At 68.0% G+C, this 16,000-nt stretch carries 16 protein-coding genes and 1 tRNA gene; 1 reads left to right on the top strand and 16 read right to left on the bottom strand.

The window, feature by feature from the left end:
• Positions 1-27: 27 nt before the first annotated feature.
• From GNX95_RS17720 to GNX95_RS17645, 16 genes are all read right to left on the bottom strand, one after another.
• A complete protein-coding gene (locus tag GNX95_RS17720; RefSeq protein WP_163508513.1) occupies positions 28-1,311 on the bottom strand; it encodes an MCE family protein in 1,284 nt (427 codons plus the stop codon).
• On the bottom strand, positions 1,308-2,522 hold the full coding sequence (locus GNX95_RS17715; RefSeq protein WP_163508512.1) for an MCE family protein: 1,215 nt from the start codon (positions 2,520-2,522) through the stop codon (positions 1,308-1,310). The genes GNX95_RS17720 and GNX95_RS17715 overlap by 4 nt, the downstream gene beginning before the upstream one ends.
• Positions 2,519-3,850 (bottom strand): MCE family protein, encoded by a 1,332-nt coding sequence (locus GNX95_RS17710; protein WP_163508511.1) that lies wholly within the window; start codon positions 3,848-3,850, stop codon positions 2,519-2,521. The genes GNX95_RS17715 and GNX95_RS17710 overlap by 4 nt, the downstream gene beginning before the upstream one ends.
• Complete coding sequence (locus tag GNX95_RS17705; RefSeq protein ID WP_163508510.1) at positions 3,847-4,860, bottom strand: MCE family protein; 1,014 nt, start codon at positions 4,858-4,860, stop codon at positions 3,847-3,849. Before GNX95_RS17705 ends, GNX95_RS17710 begins: the two co-directional genes overlap by 4 nt.
• Entirely contained in the window at positions 4,857-5,897 is a 1,041-nt protein-coding gene (locus tag GNX95_RS17700; RefSeq protein ID WP_163508509.1) for an MCE family protein, read from the bottom strand. The genes GNX95_RS17705 and GNX95_RS17700 overlap by 4 nt, the downstream gene beginning before the upstream one ends.
• Before the next feature lie 13 nt (positions 5,898-5,910).
• Complete coding sequence (locus GNX95_RS17695) at positions 5,911-7,227, bottom strand: MCE family protein (protein ID WP_163508508.1); 1,317 nt, start codon at positions 7,225-7,227, stop codon at positions 5,911-5,913.
• On the bottom strand, positions 7,224-8,051 hold the full coding sequence (locus GNX95_RS17690; RefSeq protein ID WP_163508507.1) for an MlaE family ABC transporter permease: 828 nt from the start codon (positions 8,049-8,051) through the stop codon (positions 7,224-7,226). The genes GNX95_RS17695 and GNX95_RS17690 overlap by 4 nt, the downstream gene beginning before the upstream one ends.
• A gap of 2 nt (positions 8,052-8,053) precedes the next feature.
• Positions 8,054-8,830 (bottom strand): MlaE family ABC transporter permease, encoded by a 777-nt coding sequence (locus GNX95_RS17685; RefSeq protein WP_163508506.1) that lies wholly within the window; start codon positions 8,828-8,830, stop codon positions 8,054-8,056.
• A 48-nt stretch (positions 8,831-8,878) separates the two neighbouring features.
• Complete coding sequence (locus GNX95_RS17680) at positions 8,879-9,913, bottom strand: ABC transporter ATP-binding protein (protein WP_163508505.1); 1,035 nt, start codon at positions 9,911-9,913, stop codon at positions 8,879-8,881.
• A gap of 338 nt (positions 9,914-10,251) precedes the next feature.
• The gene (rplL, locus tag GNX95_RS17675) at positions 10,252-10,644 is read right to left on the bottom strand and encodes a 50S ribosomal protein L7/L12 (protein WP_163508504.1); all 393 of its coding nucleotides are present in this window, start codon (positions 10,642-10,644) and stop codon (positions 10,252-10,254) included.
• A 70-nt stretch (positions 10,645-10,714) separates the two neighbouring features.
• The gene (gene rplJ, locus GNX95_RS17670; RefSeq protein ID WP_222853907.1) at positions 10,715-11,275 is read right to left on the bottom strand and encodes a 50S ribosomal protein L10; all 561 of its coding nucleotides are present in this window, start codon (positions 11,273-11,275) and stop codon (positions 10,715-10,717) included.
• Between the two features lie 344 nt (positions 11,276-11,619).
• Entirely contained in the window at positions 11,620-12,339 is a 720-nt protein-coding gene (rplA, locus tag GNX95_RS17665) for a 50S ribosomal protein L1 (RefSeq protein WP_163508502.1), read from the bottom strand.
• A gap of 62 nt (positions 12,340-12,401) precedes the next feature.
• Positions 12,402-12,833 carry a 50S ribosomal protein L11 gene (gene rplK, locus GNX95_RS17660; protein ID WP_163508501.1) on the bottom strand — a complete coding sequence of 144 codons (432 nt, stop codon included), beginning with the start codon at positions 12,831-12,833 and terminating at the stop codon, positions 12,402-12,404.
• Between the two features lie 33 nt (positions 12,834-12,866).
• Positions 12,867-13,601 carry a transcription termination/antitermination protein NusG gene (gene nusG, locus GNX95_RS17655; protein WP_163508500.1) on the bottom strand — a complete coding sequence of 245 codons (735 nt, stop codon included), beginning with the start codon at positions 13,599-13,601 and terminating at the stop codon, positions 12,867-12,869.
• Between the two features lie 56 nt (positions 13,602-13,657).
• Complete coding sequence (gene secE, locus GNX95_RS17650; RefSeq protein ID WP_222853730.1) at positions 13,658-14,059, bottom strand: preprotein translocase subunit SecE; 402 nt, start codon at positions 14,057-14,059, stop codon at positions 13,658-13,660.
• Positions 14,060-14,165: 106 nt separating this feature from the next.
• A tRNA-Trp gene (locus GNX95_RS17645) sits at positions 14,166-14,238 on the bottom strand.
• Between the two features lie 260 nt (positions 14,239-14,498).
• Between GNX95_RS17645 and GNX95_RS17640 the strand changes: the two genes are divergently transcribed.
• Positions 14,499-15,980, top strand: coding sequence for a peptide MFS transporter (locus tag GNX95_RS17640; protein WP_163508499.1), 1,482 nt, complete (start codon positions 14,499-14,501; stop codon positions 15,978-15,980).
• Positions 15,981-16,000: the final 20 nt, after the last annotated feature.

Here is a 16,000-nt window from a genome sequence, read left to right as displayed (position 1 = left end):
GAACTCAGACCTCTCGTCGGGGACTTCTCACCCGCTCAGGGGTGCGATGAGCAGGCTCTTCCAGCCCTGGTCACCGAGCACGGCGGCCTGGCCGCCGGTGCTACCCATCACGTACGGCGAACCGTCCGGCGCGGTGGCCAGCCCCGTCGTGGGGTCATAGCCGGTGTTGGGGCCGCTGTTAGGGCCGCTGTTAGGGCCGCTGGTCGGCCCGGATGGCGTGTCCGGGGGTTGCGGCGTGCCTTCCTTGCCGCCGGGTCGCGGCGCGTTCTGCCAGCCGCGTACGGCCGAGCCGTTGGCACGCTCCTCGGAGGTGCAGGTCAGCGGTGCGTCGGCGGTGTAGCGACAGGGTGGCGGGTCGTCCACGTTGAGCACGAGTCCGAAGTGGACGGTGTTGTCGCCGGGTACGACGGTGGAGCCGCCGGCCACCGCGACCGGATAGGCCACCAGGATCTGCTCGATGCCGTCCATCCGGCGCACCGCGACCTGGTCGACGGTGATCAGGTTGGTCAGCAGGAAGCCCAGGTTGGGCTGCAGCTGGCGGACCAGCGTGGTCACCTCGGCGGCCGCTCCCGGCGTCGCGGTGATCAGCCGGCGCAGGTCGGGGTCGCTGGCCTTGACCTGCGCGGACAGCGACGCGAGCGAGGCGGCCCACTGGCGGATGTCGCTGGCCGACCGTGCCTGCGTGGTGAGCACGATCCGGCCCTGCGAGATCAGCGCCAGGGTCTGCGGCAGATAGAGGTTGGCCTCGCTGACCAGCGCGCTGGTGTTGTCCAGCAGCCGGTCGAGGTTTTGTCCGGCGTCGCCGGAGAAGGCCCTGCCGAGCTCGTCGATGACCACCGCCAGGTCGGCCTGGTTGACCGAGCCGACCAGCTTGTCGAGGTTGAGCAGGATGTCCTCGAGCGGCAGCGGCGTGCCGGTGCGGCTCTTCGGGATGGTCGCGCCGTCGGCCAGGTACGGACCGGCGTCGTTCGGCGGCCGCAGGTCGATGTACTGCTCGCCGACGGCCGACCGGTCGGTCACGATGGCCTGGCTGTTGGCCGGTACGCGCGTGCCGCGGTCCAGCTGCATGGTGGCGCGTACGCCGCCGGGCACCAGGTTGACGCCGACGACCTTGCCGATCTGGTAGCCCCGGTAGGTCACCGCGGCGTTCTCGAAGATGCCGCCGGCTCTGGCGAAGTCGGCGTTGACCAGGTACGTACGGTTGAACAGCACGTCGGTGAAGCCGACGTAGTTGGCCGACACGAAGCTGATGCCCAGCAGCGCGACCAGCACGAACACGAACACCTGGATCTTGGTGCGCAGCGTGATCACCGGCCACCTCCGAGGATGCCGCCCAGGCCACTGTCCGGCGAGTCGATGGTGACACCGGGCTGGTCCTTGACCGGCGCGGTCGTCCCCTGGCCGCCCTTGATCGAGTCCGGTGGCTCGATCGGATGCGAGCCGGTGCCGCCGGTGTCGGGCGCCTCGATCGGCGTCTTGCCCGGCGTGAGCAGGTTGCCGAGCACCTCGGTCAGGTCGAGGTCGACCTGGAAGTCCACGTTGGCGTACGCGCGGCCGTTGCTGATGAAGATCGTGTCGGTGATCTTGCGCGGGAACGGGAAGGTGGACAGCAGCTCCAGACCGTTGGGCAGCGACGTACCTGCCGCGGCCAGCTGCTTCAGCGTCGGCTGCAGCGCTCGCAGGTCGGCGAGCGTGTCGGCCTTGCTGGCGTTGATCACGTGCGTGCCGACGGCTCCGAGCTTGGACAGCGCGGTGAGCGTCTGGGTCAGCTGCGAACGCTGGTCGGCGAGCACCTTCAGGCCGGGCCCGATGCTGTCCAGCGCGTTGGTGAAGACCGTCTTCTGGCTGTTCAGGATCGCGGCCAGCCGGTTGAGGCCCTGCAGCGCCCTGACGATGTTGGCCTTCTGCGTGTCCAGCGTGCCGACGAAGGTGTTGAGCTCGGTGAGCAGCGAGCGCACCTGCGGCTCGCGGCCGGACAGCGCGGTGGACAGCTCGCGGTTGATGGTCTGGATCTGCTGGATCGCGCCGCCGTTGAGCACCAGCGAGAGCGCGCCGAGCACCTCCTCGACCTCCACGTCGCGGCTGGTCCGGGCCATCGGTACGAGGTCGCCGGCGGACAGCTTGCCGACCGCCTGGCCGGCCGGCGGCGCCTGCAGGGCGACGAACTTCTCGCCGAGCAGGCTGGTCTGCTGGATGGCCGCGCTGACGTTGTCCGGCAGCGAGACCGACTTGTCCAGGTTGATGGTGACCAGCGCGGCGAACTTGGCCGGGATGTTGGCCCTGACCAGGTCGATCTGCGCGACGCTGCCGACCGTCACGTTGTTGACCTTGACGGCCGACTGCGGCACCAGGTCGAGCACGTCGGCGAACTCGATCTTCACCTGGAAGCCGCCGGTGGAGGCGACACCGCCGGGCAGCGGTACGCCGTAGAGGCCGTCGAACTTGCAGCCGGTCAGGAAGACCACCGCGAGGCTGAACAGCGCCAGCCAGCGCAGCACGGGTGACTTCTTCGGGAAGGTCATCGGCCGCCACCGCCGAGGATGCCGCCGAGGGTACGGTCGATCGGACCGGTGATGCCGGTGACTCCCGACCCCGGCACCGGCAGGTCGACCGCGCCGTTGCCGGAGGTGTCCGTGCCACCGCTTGGTACGGAGCCGGCGCCGAAGGTCGGGAAGGTGCCATTCGGCAGGCTGCTGTAGCTGCACGGCAGCGCCTTCACCGGCGGCAGGATCGCCAGCGGCTTGAGCACCTGCGGCAGGATGCCGGTCTTGCATCTGGTCACCATCTGCGCGATCGCGACACAGGCCGTACGCAGACCGGCGTCCTTGGTCAGCGTGCCGGCCAGCTGGAAGCCGGAGCACAGCGCCAGCGCCGGGTCGAGACCGGAGATCGCGTTGTCGCGCGTGTCGAGCGTGCCGGAGGTGGCGTTGTAGGTCAGCGCCACGTTGCTGACCGCCAGCGGTGCCACGTCGAGGAAGTCGGCCAGCGAGGCCTTCTGCTTGGCCAACGTCTGGGTCAGGCTGGTCAGCTGCGCCACGTCGGTGGACAGGATGTCGCGGTTGTCGTGCACGAAGCCCTGCACCTGGGCCAGAGCGATGGACAGCGACCGGACGGCCGCGGCGAGGTCCGTGCGCTCGGCGTTGAGCTGGCCGGCGACCTGGTTGAGTTGCGAGTTGAACGTACGCACCTGGTCGTCGCTGGCGGCCAGCGTGGCGACGAACTTCTGCAGGTTGGCGACCGTGCCGAAGGTGTCGCCGCGGTGGTCGGCCAGCGTCTGGATCGCCTTGGACAGGTTGGCCGTCGTGGTGTTCAGGTTGTCGCCGTTGCCCTGCAGGTTGGCGCGCCCGGCGGCGAGCAGCCGGTTGAGCGCGCCGGTGCGGTTGGCACCTTCCGGGCCGAGCGCGGTGTTCAGGTCGTTGAGGTCGCGATAGATCTGGTCCAGCTCGATCGGCACGGCCGTACGGTCGGTGCCGAGCACCGCGCCTTCTGGCAGCAGCGCGCCCTTCTGGTAGACCGGCGACAGCTGCACGTAGCGGTCGGACACCAGCGACGGCGGCACGATGACGGCGACCGCGTCGGCCGGCACCTTGAACTTGTCGTCGTAGTTCATCCTTACCCGGACCTGGCCGCCGACCGGCGTCACCTCGGTGACCGTGCCGACCTTGACGCCGAGGATGCGTACGTCCGAGCCGGGATAGATGCCAACGGTCTCGGTGAAGTTGGCGGTGAGCGTACGCAGCGCCGGCTGGTTGATCACGTAGACCAGCCCGCCGACTGCGGCCACCAGCACGATGACCAGCGCGATCGGCAGGAACTTGAACACCGGGTGGTCCAGTGGACGCTCGCTCATCGGCCTCCTCCCAGCGGGTTCGGCGCGCTTCCGGACTCCGGGCAGGTGTCCGCGCCCAGCGGTGGCGGCGGCAGCAGGCAGCCGACGTACGAGTCGAACCAGCGGCCGTTGCCCAGGACATTGGCGAACGTCCGCACGAACGGTCCGAAGCGCTGCAGCGCCACGTCCAGGTTGCCCTGGTTTTTCTGCAGCAGCGTGAGCACGCCGTGCAGCTGCTGGAGCGCCGGGTTGAGCTGGCGGCGGTTGTCGTTGACCAGGCCGGTCAGCTGGATGGCCAGCTGGTTGGCGCTGACCAGCAGCGTGTGGATCACCGCGCGGCGCCGGTTGAGCTCGGTGAGCAGCAGGTTGCCGTCGGTGATCAGCTGCTGGAACTGGCTGCGCCGGTTGGCCAGCAGGCCGGTCACGTCGTTGGCGCGCGAGAGCAGCTGACCGAGCTGCGCGTCGCGGCTGGCGATCGTGGTGGACAGCCGGGACAGGCCGTTGAGCGCGGAGCCGAGGTTGGCCGGCGTGTCGGAGAAGGTGTCGGCGATCGTGGTGAACGCGGTGGCCAGCTGCGTGGTGTCGATCTGGCCGACCGTGTTGGCCAGCCCGTTCACCGCCTGGACCACGTCGAACGGCGAGGTCGTACGGGTGGTGGGGATGTGGCCGTCGAGCTTGCCGGGCCCGGCGGGCACGACCGCGAGGTATTTCTGGCCGAGCAGCGTCTTGATCCGGATCGACGCCGTTGTGGTCGTGCCCAGCGTCATCTGGCCGCTGTCGATCTTGAACGACACCACCACGTGGGTGCCGTCCAGGCCGACGTCGGTGACCTTGCCGACGCGTACGCCGGCGATCCGCACCTCGTCGTCGGGCTTCAGGCCGCTGGCGTCGCGGAAGTCCGCCGCGTACGCGGTGCCGCCGCCGATGACCGGCAGGTTGCCGGCGTTGAACGCGGCGAGCATGAGCAGCGCGATCACCACGACGCCGACGGCGCCGATGACCAGCTGGTTGCGTTCGCGGAAGGGCTTCACGGCGTCCCTCCGGTGCACGGATAGCCGGACCGGTTGATCGGCCCGACCTGCTGCTTGCCGACGATCGGCAGCTTGGTGTAGCCACCCATCGAGCAGAGGTAGAAGTTGAACCAGGAGCCGCCATAGCCGAGCGCGGTCAGCTTGCTCAGCTTGCCGGGCAGCCGCTGCAGCACGCCGTCGACCACGTCCGAGCTGCCGTTGAGGTTGGCGGCGAGCTGGTTGAGCGCGGCGATGTCGCCCTTCAGCGCCGGCCGTCCCTGGGTGAGCAGGCTCGCGGTCGAGCTGCTCAGGCTGGCGATGTTGGCCAGCGAGTTGCCGATGGCCGTACGGTCGGCGGCCAGCCCGGAGACGAACCGCTGCAGCTGGATGACCAGGTCGGACAGCTGCGTGTCGCGGCTGACGATGACGCCGAGCACCGAGTTGAGGTTGGTGATCGTCTGGCCGATCAGCGCGTCCCGGTTGGCCAGCGTGTTGGTCAGCGACGACGTGCTGGCAAGCAGGCTGTCGATGGTGCCGCCCTCGCCCTGCAGCACCTGGATGATCTCGTACGCGAAACTGTTGACGTCCTTGGGATTGAGCGCGGTGAACAGCGGCCGGAAGCCGTTGAACAGCAGCGTCAGGTCCAGCGCCGGCTGGGTACGCGACACCGGGATGACCGCGTCCGGCCGCAGGAAGGTCGCCGGGCCGGGGCCGTCGGTCAACGCGAGATAACGCGTGCCGACCAGGTTGCGATAGCGGATGCGGGCGTTGGTGCCCTGCGACAGCTTCACGTCGCTGTCGACGGTGAAGGCGACCTCGGCCAGCCGCGCGCCGAGCACCTTGATCGAGCTGACCGAGCCGACCCGTACGCCGGCGATGCGTACGTCGTCGCTGACGTTGAGGCCGGCCACGTCGGTGAACTGCGCCTTGTAGGTGTTCTTGCCGCCGAAGCTGGTGGACGCGATGGTCACCGCGAGCGCGCCAGTCAGCAGCGCGGTGACCGCGATGAAGATGATCAGCTTGGTCAGCGGGCCGCTGATGTGCAGCGCCGACTTCATGGGGTCACCTCCGTCACGACAGACTCGCCTCGGTGCCGCGGGCCATCGGCCCGAACAAGAGTGTGGCGACCGGCGGCACCTGGCTCGGCGGCACCCCCAGCTCCGGCGCCAGCAGCAGGTCGATCGTCTGCTGGTCGGCGGTGGTGCCGGCGGTCCCCATGTCGCCGCCTTTTCCGGAGACACCGCCGTCGGTCAGCGCGCTGGTCGCCGCGCCGCCGAGCGGCAGCGGGTTGCGCTGCAGGCCGAAGTCATAGCCGCTCGGTGCCTTGGCGGCCGGGAACGGCACCGGCGGGTTGGGCATCCCCCAGCAGTTCGGGCCGGAGTTGGCGCCGTACTGCGGCTCGTCGTGGCCCTTCAGGTATTTGCCCTGGCTGCGCGAGACCTCCAGGGTCACGTGGATCCGGTTGTCGTAGATGATCTTGTTGGCGCGCGCCTCGGTGTCGGCCAGGCCTTTGAAGAAGCAGGGATACTCCGGCGAGTACTCGGCCAGCAGCTGCAGGATCGGCCGCGAGTCGTCGGCAACCTGGATGATCTGGTTGCCGTTGGCCTCCAGCAGCTGGCGCGTGGTGTCGGCGGTGACCGTGGTCGAGGCGAACAGCATCTGCAGGTTGTTCTTCTGGTCGACCACGGTGTTGGCGGTGGTCGTCAGGTTTTTCAGCAGCGCCAGGATGTCCGGCGCGGCGTCCGCGTACGCGTTGCTGACGGTGGCCAGCTGGCGGATGTCGGCGGCCAGGTCCGGCAGCGACTGGTTGAGCTGGCCGAGGTAGTCGTCCAGGTCGACGAGCGTCTGGCCGAGCGTCTCGCCGCGACCGCGCAGCGCGGTGGCCACCGCGTTGAGCGCGACCGACAGCTTCTCCGGCTGGAGCGTACGCAGCAGCGGCAGCAGCTCGTTGAGCACCTTCTGCAGCTCCGCCGAGTAGACCGACTTGTCCTGGTAGATCGTCTGGTCGCCGCGGATGCTCTGGCCGGACGGCTGCCCGTCGGTCACCAGCGACACGTATTTCTCGCCGAACAGGGTCTTGGGCAGCAGCCGGGCCATCACGTTGGCCGGGATCAGGCCGACGCTGTCCGGCTGCAGCGCGAGGCCGATCCTGGCGCCGTCGCCGGTGGTGGTGATCGACCGTACGTCGCCGACGATCACGCCGCGCAGCTTGACGTCGGCGCCGAGGTTGAGCTGGTTGCCGGACTGGTCGGTCTGCAGCGTCACGTTCACCACCGGGGTGAAGAAGTGCTGGAACTGCAGGATCGACATGGCGATCAGCGCGGCGAGCAGGACGATGAACCCGATGCCGAGCAGCCGGGTGCGGAGCGTGTGGGCGATGGCGCTCATCCGGTGATCCGTACGGTCGTCGTGGCGCCCCAGATGGCCAGGCTGAGGAAGAAGTCGACCACGTTGATGGCGACGATCGCGGTGCGTACGGCCCGGCCGACCGCGGTGCCCACGCCGGCCGGCCCGCCGCTGGCGTAATAGCCGTAGAAGCAGTGGATCAGCACCACGATGACGGCGAAGACCAGCACCTTGACAAACGACCAGAGCACGTCCACCGGCGGCAGGAACAGGTGGAAGTAGTAGTCGTATGTGCCGGCCGACTGGCCGTTGTAGACGACCGAGATCGTCCGGGTGGACAGATAGCTGGAGAGCAGGCCGATGATGTAGAGCGGGATGACCGCGATGAAGCCGGCGATCATCCGGGTCGTCACCAGGAACGGCAACGACGGCAGCCCCATCACCTCAAGCGCGTCGACCTCCTCGGAGATCCGCATCGCGCCGAGCTGAGCGGTGAAGCCGCAGCCGACCGTCGCCGACAGCGCCAGGCCGGCGACCAGCGGTGCGATCTCGCGGGTGTTCACGTACGCGCTGACGAAGCCGGTGAACGCGCTGGTGCCGATCTGGTTGAGCGCCGCGTAGCCCTGCAGGCCGACCTCGGTGCCGGTGAAGAACGACATGAACGCGATGACACCGATGGTGCCGCCGATGACGGCGAGGCCGCCGGTGCCGAAGGAGACCTCGGCGAGCAGCCGCAGGACCTCCTTCTTGTAGCGCGTGAGCGTACGCGGGGTCCAGGCCAGCGATCGCACGTAGAACGACATCTGGCCGCCGAGGTCGTCCAGCATCGCCAGCGGTCGCTTGTAGAGCGAGGTCAGGTCGGCCATCCCTACGACCCCTTCGCCGGCACGACCTGGAAGTAGATCGCGGTCACGATGAAGTTCACGAAGAACAGCAGCATGAACGTGATCACCACGCTCTGGTTGACCGCGTCGCCGACGCCCTTCGGACCGCCGCCGGCGTTCATTCCCTTGTATGACGCGACGATCGCGGCGATGAAGCCGAAGATCACCGCCTTGATCTCGGCCGACCACAGGTCCGGCAGCTGCGCGAGCGCGGTGAAGCTGGCCAGATACGCGCCCGGGGTGCCGCCCTGGATGATGACGTTGAAGAAATAGCCGCCGGACACGCCGACGACGCTGACCAGGCCGTTGAGCAGCAGGCCGATCAGCATGCAGGCGACCACGCGCGGCACCACCAGCCGCTGGATCGGGTCGATGCCGAGCACCTGCATCGCGTCCAGTTCCTCGCGGATCTTGCGCGAGCCGAGGTCCGCGCAGATGGCCGAGCCGGCCGCGCCGGCGATCAGCAGCGCGGTGACGATCGGGCTCGCCTCGCGTACGACCGCGAGCACGCTCGCCGCGCCGGTGAAGGACTGCGCGCCGAGCTGACGGGTCAGCGTGCCCAGCTGCAGCGCGATCACCGCGCCGAACGGGATGGAGACCAGCGCGGTCGGCAGGATGGTCACCGAGGCGATGAACCAGGCCTGCTGGAGAAACTCACGGACCTGGAACGGCCGGCGCGGCAACGCGACCACCGTGTCCAACCCGAAGGAGAACAGGTTGCCAGCCGTCCGCAGCGAACCGGTGATCGGTTCGGCTGCCATTACCGGGCCGCTCCGCTGGTCGACGCTGACCAGTGTTTCGTCATTGCGCTAACCCTCCACGCGAGGCAGGACCAGGGTGTCGTCGTCGGATCTCCCGGTCGGTTTGGACCAGCTTTGCGCGTGCTTCGCGGTCGCGGCGACACCGGGTGCCCCCTGGAACGAGCCGGGCGGCGGGTTGACGCCGTTGGCCCGGCACCAGTCACCCGGCGGCCGCTGGGTCGGCCGCGGCTGGCCGTTGGTCGGCAGCAGCTGCAGCGCGATCGGCGGCAGCGGCGGCATCTCGTAGCCCGCCTGCCGCTCGGCCTCCAGCTCACCCACGTCCTTCTCCTCGGCCATCCCGATCGGACCCTGCCGCTGGGCGTTGAGGAACTGACGCACCACCGGCTCCTCGCTGGACAGCAGCATCTCGCGCGGCCCGAACATCGCCAGGTGGCGGCGATAGAGCAGACCGATGTTGTCCGGCACGGTACGCGCCGTGTTCACGTCGTGGGTGACGATCAGGAAAGTCGCGCCGATCTGCTGGTTGAGGTCGACGAAGAGCTGGTTGATGTATGCCGTACGCACCGGGTCGAGACCGGAGTCGGGCTCGTCCACCAGCACGATCTCCGGGTCGAGGACCAGCGCGCGGGCCAGGCCCGCACGCTTGCGCATGCCGCCGGAGATCTCGCCCGGCAGCTTCTTCTCGGTGCCGGCCAGGCCCACCATGTCCATCTTCTCGTCGACGATCCGCTTGATCTCCGACTCGGACTTGCGGGTGTGCTCGCGCAGCGGGAAGGCGATGTTGTCGTACAGGTTCATCGAGCCGAACAGCGCGCCGTCCTGGAACAGCACACCGAACAGCTTGCGCACCTCGTAGAGCTTGCGCTCGGAGAGCTTGGTGAGATCGTGGCCCTGGATCTGGATCGAGCCGCGGTCCGGCTTGAGCAGCCCGATGAGGTTTTTCAGGAAGACCGACTTGCCGGTGCCGGACGGCCCCAGCAGCACGGAGATCTCGCCGGCCGGCAACGTGAGGGACACGTCGGCCCAGATCAGCTGCCGGCCGAAGGACTTGGTGAGGCCTTCGACCTTGACCTCAACACCCATCGTTCACCTCCTCCAGGCCAGCCATCGGGCTAACCGATCCAACGACCCCACAAGTCGTAAGTGACGCGGAACGCCGCCTCGCGCCAGCTGATCACGTGACGCAGCGCACGGTGATCGGCCTTACGTTACTTCCCAGTAACGGTTACGTCGAGTCGCACGTTCGGCCACACCGCTGACAATTCTTTCTTACCGCACAAAGGAGACAAATCTCAGCGGCCGACTTTGTCAGCCGGGTCAAGGCGTACTGGCCTGGCGTTGTGCGGCCGATGACGACCCCGCCGAAACGACACGGAGGCGACCACCATCGGTGATCGCCTCCGTACGGAGAACAACGGAGCTTACTTCAGGGTGACGGTCGCGCCGGCACCTTCGAGCTGCTCCTTCGCCTTGTCGGCGGTTTCCTTGTTGACCTTCTCCAGCACCGGCTTCGGAGCGCCGTCGACCAGGTCCTTGGCCTCCTTCAGGCCGAGCGAGGTCAGCGCGCGGACCTCCTTGATGACCTGGATCTTCTTGTCGCCGGCGGACTCCAGGACGACGTCGAACTCGTCCTTCTCGGCCTCGGCCGGCGCGGCGCCACCGCCGTCACCACCGGCCGGAGCGGCCACGACCGCGGCCGGAGCGGCGGCCTTGACGTCGAAGGTCTCCTCGAACTGCTTCACGAAGTCGGAGAGCTCGATGAGCGTCATTTCCTTGAAAGCGTCGAGCAGCTCGTCGCTGGACAGCTTCGCCATGTCTGGCATTCCTTCCTTGCTTGTTCGGGGCCGAAAGACCGGACCCGGGATACCGATTCGGGTGCGGGCCTCAGCCCTCGGCGCCGGCCTCCGCGGCGGCGTCGGTCGTACTAGCCGCGCCAGCGGCCTTCTTCTCCTGCAGTGCCGCCAGCGTACGAGCCAGCTGCGTGGCCGGTGCGGCGAACGTCGCGGCCGCCTTGGCCATGCTGCCCTTCATCGCGCCGGCCAGCTTGGACAGCAGGACCTCACGCGACTCCAGGTTGGCGAGCTTGGTGATGTCCTCGGCGGTCGCCGCGCGACCCTCGATGACGCCACCCTTGACGATCAGCAGCGGGTTGGCCCGGGAGAAGTCGCGAATCTGCTTCGCGGCCTCGACCGGGTCACCGCCGACGAACGCGATGGCGGTCGGGCCGACGAACAGCTCGTCCAGACCCTCCAGCCCGGCGTCCTTGGCGGCACGCTGGGTGAGCGTGTTCTTCGCGACGGTGTACGTCGTCTCACGGCCCAGAGCGCGACGCAGCTCGGTCAGCTGCGCAACCGAGAGGCCGCGGTATTCGGTCAGCACCGACGCCGACGAGTCACGGAACTTCGCCGCGAGCTCGGCAACCGCCTGCACCTTCTCGGACTTCACCGATGCCTCGGCAGTTTTGGCCACTGGTGACCTCCTCTCGTACTGCTCAAGCTGGCCGCTCACACAAAAAAGCCCCGCGCGCAGAGGCACGGGGCGATGACCGGCCTGCACTCACTGGACACGAGAGCAGGTGTACTTTCGCTTGTCCGTCCATCCTGCGCGGGCCGCCTCACCTGGGTGAGTCCTTCGGTCGGGTCAGGTGACCCGACAACCAGCGGTCTTCGGTTGGATCCGTCGTCAATGATACGTCAGCCGTACGCGCCGCTCGCGGCAGGGGTCCGGCAAAAAAACGGGACGCCCCTTTCCGTGCATGCGGTGCACGGAAAGGGGCGTTCCGACAAACGTCAGACGGTGGCTTCGTCGTCGACGAGGAGGTTGCGCGTGCGGTTCGGGTCGACCGGGATGCCGGGGCCGTTGGTGGTGGCGAACGTCACCTTCTGCAGGTAACGCCCCTTGGCCGCGCTCGGCTTGGCCCGGTTGACCTCCTCCATGGCGGCGGCGTAGTTCTCCACCAGCTTCTCCGCGTCGAAGCTCGCCTTGCCGATCACCAGGTGCAGGTTGGCCTGCTTGTCGATCCGGAAGTTGATCTTGCCGCCCTTGATGTCGGTGATCGCCTTCTTCACGTCGGTGGTGACCGTGCCGGTCTTCGGGTTGGGCATCAGGCCACGCGGGCCGAGGATGCGCGCGATCTTGCCGACCTTGCCCATCTGGTCGGGAGTGGCGATGGCCGCGTCGAAGTCGAGCCAGCCGCCCTGGATGCGCTCGATCAGGTCCTCGGCGCCGACCTCGTCGGCGCCGGCGTCGGCGGCCTCGGCGGCGCGCTCACCGGTGGCGAACACGATGACGCGGGCGGTCTTGCCGGTGCCGTGCGGCAGGTTGACGGTGCCGCGGACCATCTGGTCGGCCTTGCGCGGGTCGACACCGAGCCGGATCGCCACCTCGACGGTCGCGTCGTACTTGGTGGTCGAGGTCTGCCGGGCCAGCCGCGCCGCCTCCAGCGGGCTGTAGATCCGGTCGCGGTCGATGAGCTCGGCCGCCTTGCGATAACCCTTGCTGCGCTTCACTTCAGTTTCCCTTTCGGACGTGTGGTCGGCGGGCCAGCGCGTGGCCCTCCCACGTGGATCTGTCAGTCGCCGACGTTGATGCCCATCGACCGGGCGGTGCCGGCGATGATCTTCTCGGCCTGCTCGATGTCGATGGCGTTCAGGTCGGCCATCTTCTGCTCGGCGATCTCGCGCACCTGCGCGCGGCTCACGGTGGCCACCTTCGTGCGGTGCGGCTCGCCCGAGCCCTTCTCCACACCGGCCGCCTTGAGCAGCAGCCGCGCCGCCGGCGGGGTCTTGGTGACGAAGGTGAACGAGCGGTCCTCGTACACCGAGATCTCCACCGGGATCACGTTGCCGCGCTGCGACTCGGTGGCGGCGTTGTACGCCTTGCAGAACTCCATGATGTTGACGCCGTGCTGACCCAGCGCCGGACCGACCGGCGGCGCCGGGGTGGCGGCACCGGCGTTGATCTGCAGCTTGATGATCGCGGCGAGCTTCTTCTTCGGGGGCATGTCTGTCTTCCTGAATCGAGGTGGGGCTGGGGACTAGATCTTGGAGACCTGGTTGAAGTTGAGCTCCACCGGGGTCTCCCGGCCGAAGATCGACACCAGCACCTTGAGCTTCTGTGCGTCGGGGTTGATCTCGCTGATGCTCGCCGGCAGGGTCGCGAAGGCGCCCTCGGTGACCGTGACCGAGTCGCCGACCTCGAAGTCGACGACCTTGACCTGCGGCTTGGCCGGCTCCTTCTCGACGGCCGGTGCGAGCCACTTGACGATCTCGTCCAGCGACAGCGGGCTCGGCCGGTCGGCGCGCGTGGTGGCGCCGACGAACCCGGTCACGCCAGGGGTGTTGCGTACGGCCGACCAGGACTCCGGGGTGAGCTCCATCCGGACCAGGATGTAGCCGGGGAAGACCTTGGCCTGCACCTGCTGGCGCTTGCCGTTCTTGACCTCGGTGACCTCCTGGGTCGGCACCTCGATCTGGTAGATGAAGTCCTCCATGTCCAACGAGGAGATGCGGCTCTCCAGGTTGGTCTTGACCTTGTTCTCATAGCCGGCGTACGAGTGCACCACGTACCACTCGCCGGGAGCGATCCGCAGCTGCTGGCGCAGCTCCTCGACCGGGTCCAGCTCGGTCTCGGCGTCCTTCGGCTCGGCCGCCTCGGTCGCCTCGACGGCCTCGCCGGTCTGGCCGCTGGCGGTCCCGGCGTCGGCCACCTCGGCAGCCTCGACGGCCTCGTCCAGCTCGGACACGCGATCGCTCTCTTCCTGGTTCGACATTGCCTTACTCAGCCTTACTCATTTCGATGACCATGTGCGGCAGGCGCCGCGCTGGGCTAGCTTCCGGTCGTGCCGGTGCCGGCGGTGCCGCCGAAGACGATCAGCGCCAACCGAGCGAACCCGAGGTCCAGCAGCGCGACCAGGCCGGTCATCACGATCAGGAAGACGACCACGACCGCCGTGTAGGTGATCAGCTCCTTGCGGGTCGGCCAGATGACCTTGCGCAGCTCGGCGACCACCTCGCGGACGAACCGCAGCAGGAAGCTGACCGGGTTGCCGCGCCGGCCGGCCGGCCGGGTCTTCTTGTCGGCGTTCCTGTCGGACTTGGCGTCCGACTTGCGACCCCGCGAGCGGCTGTCCGCCTCGTCGGCGTCGTCGAGCTCGACCTCGTCGGTGTCGTCCGGCAGCACCGCGTCAGCCTCGTCGTCGGCCGGTGCGGAGCCTTTGCCCTTCGCCACGCTCGCCTCTTCCAATCGTCGGTTACCCCACCGGGCAACGGCCGGTGCCACCTGCTTTGTTCCAGGCCTTCGCCCACTGCATTGTTCCGGCCGTGACCCAACAGTGCAGGGGCGACAGGACTCGAACCTGCAACCTGCGGTTTTGGAGACCGCTGCGCTACCAATTGCGCCACACCCCTACGGGCCAGCTCGGCGCAGCCACCCCTTCAGGCATGCCGGGGCAGCGGCCGATAAGGCCCAGTGCGCCAGTGTACGGGACGGGGTCGCGGCTCTGGAAATCCGCACCCCCCGACCCAGCCGCGCGCGTCCGGCGGCGGCCGCGGCGGCGATTTCGCGTACGACCCGCCGGTCACATTGTGATAACTACCCAGTTTCCGCCTGCGGAGGTGGTTATGACCGCAATAGGGTGCGCAAAAGTCATCGGAAAGTGAGGTCTGTCTTGAGCGCGCAGGCGGAATCAGCCGAACGCGACACCAGGTTCTTCGGCCAGCCGCTCGGCCTGGCCACGCTGTTCACCACCGAGTTCTGGGAACGTTTCTCGTACTACGGCATGAAGGCGATCCTGCTCTTCTACATGTACTACGAGACCACCAAAGGCGGCCTGGCGATCCCGCAGGCGACCGCCGCCGCGCTGGTGTCGATCTACGGTGCGCTGATCTACATGAGCCAGGTGGTCGGCGGCTGGATCGCCGACCGGGTGCTCGGCAACCAGCGCGCGGTGCTCACCGGCGGCGTGATCATCATGCTCGGCCACATCACACTGTCGATCCCGTTCGGCGGCCAGCCGGCGCTCTATGTCGCGCTGTTGCTGATCATCCTCGGCACCGGCCTGCTGAAGACCAACGTGTCCAAGGTCGTCGGCGACCTGTACGACGAGAGGGACCAGCGGCGCGACGCCGGGTTCAGCATCTTCTACATCGGCATCAACGCCGGCGCGTTCCTGGCGCCGTTGGTGGTCGGCGCGGTGTACGGCGCCACGAACTTCCACGTCGGCTTCGTGTGTGCCGCCGTCGGCATGGCGATCGGCCTGGTCACGTACTTCTTCACCCGGCGCCTGCTGGGCGACCGCAGCGCCAAGCCGTCGGCGCCGCTGAACTCCGACAACCTCGGCTCGGTGCTGCGCAACCTCGGTATCGGCCTGTGTGTGCTGGTGATCCTGGTGGCGGCCGCCGGCTTCTTCCACCTGCTCACGGTGGACACGCTGGTCAACGCGGTCAGCGTGCTGAGCATCCTGCTGCCGATCTCCTACTTCACCGTGATGCTGCGCAGTCCCCGTACGACCGCGGTCGAGAAGTCGCGGCTGCGCGCGTACATCCCGCTGTTCATCACCGCGGTGGTGTTCTGGCTCATCGAGGAGCAGGGCTCGGTGGTGCTGGCGATCTTCGCCGACAAGCGTACGGACCTGCACGTCGGCGGGATCACGTTGCAGCCGGCCTTTTTCCAGAGCATCAACCCGCTCTGGGTGATCGTGTTGGCGCCGATTTTCGCCTGGGCCTGGACCAAACTCGGCGACCGGCAGCCGTCGACGCCGCGGAAGTTCGCATACGGTGTCGCCTTCGCGGGTCTGTCGTACCTGCTGCTGACCCTGCCCGGCCTGCTCTACGGCACCAGCGCCAAGGTGAGCCCGTTCTGGTTGATCGGCAGCTTCTTCATCGTCATCGTCGGCGAGATGCTGGTGTCGCCGGTCGGCCTGTCGGCGACCACGAAGCTCGCGCCGGCCGCGTTCGCGTCACAGACGATGGGGCTGTGGTTCCTGTCCGACGCGGCCGCGCAGGGCATCAGCGCGCAGATCGTCGGCTTCTACAGCGCGTCGACGGAGGTCGCGTACTTCGCGATCGTCGGCGTCTGCGCGATCCTGGTCGGTGTCGTGCTCTATTTCCTGACGCCGTGGATCGCGCGGCACATGGAAGGCGTCCGCTAGGAAAAGCCGCATCAGTCACA

It is taken from the genome of Fodinicola acaciae (genome assembly GCF_010993745.1).
Taxonomy (GTDB): Bacteria; Actinomycetota; Actinomycetes; order Mycobacteriales; family HKI-0501; genus Fodinicola; species Fodinicola acaciae.
This window is presented reverse-complemented; position numbering and strand designations above follow the sequence as displayed.

Coding starts and splice junctions, on each gene's coding strand:
- nusG (WP_163508500.1), bottom strand. CDS start 13,601: ATGTCGAACCAGGAAGAGAGCGATCGCGTGTCCGAGCTGGACGAGGCC.
- GNX95_RS17685 (WP_163508506.1), bottom strand. CDS start 8,830: ATGGCAGCCGAACCGATCACCGGTTCGCTGCGGACGGCTGGCAACCTG.
- rplK (WP_163508501.1), bottom strand. CDS start 12,833: ATGCCCCCGAAGAAGAAGCTCGCCGCGATCATCAAGCTGCAGATCAAC.
- GNX95_RS17680 (WP_163508505.1), bottom strand. CDS start 9,913: ATGGGTGTTGAGGTCAAGGTCGAAGGCCTCACCAAGTCCTTCGGCCGG.
- GNX95_RS17710 (WP_163508511.1), bottom strand. CDS start 3,850: ATGAGCGAGCGTCCACTGGACCACCCGGTGTTCAAGTTCCTGCCGATC.
- GNX95_RS17695 (WP_163508508.1), bottom strand. CDS start 7,227: ATGAGCGCCATCGCCCACACGCTCCGCACCCGGCTGCTCGGCATCGGG.
- GNX95_RS17700 (WP_163508509.1), bottom strand. CDS start 5,897: ATGAAGTCGGCGCTGCACATCAGCGGCCCGCTGACCAAGCTGATCATC.
- GNX95_RS17715 (WP_163508512.1), bottom strand. CDS start 2,522: ATGACCTTCCCGAAGAAGTCACCCGTGCTGCGCTGGCTGGCGCTGTTC.
- rplL (WP_163508504.1), bottom strand. CDS start 10,644: ATGGCGAAGCTGTCCAGCGACGAGCTGCTCGACGCTTTCAAGGAAATG.
- GNX95_RS17690 (WP_163508507.1), bottom strand. CDS start 8,051: ATGGCCGACCTGACCTCGCTCTACAAGCGACCGCTGGCGATGCTGGAC.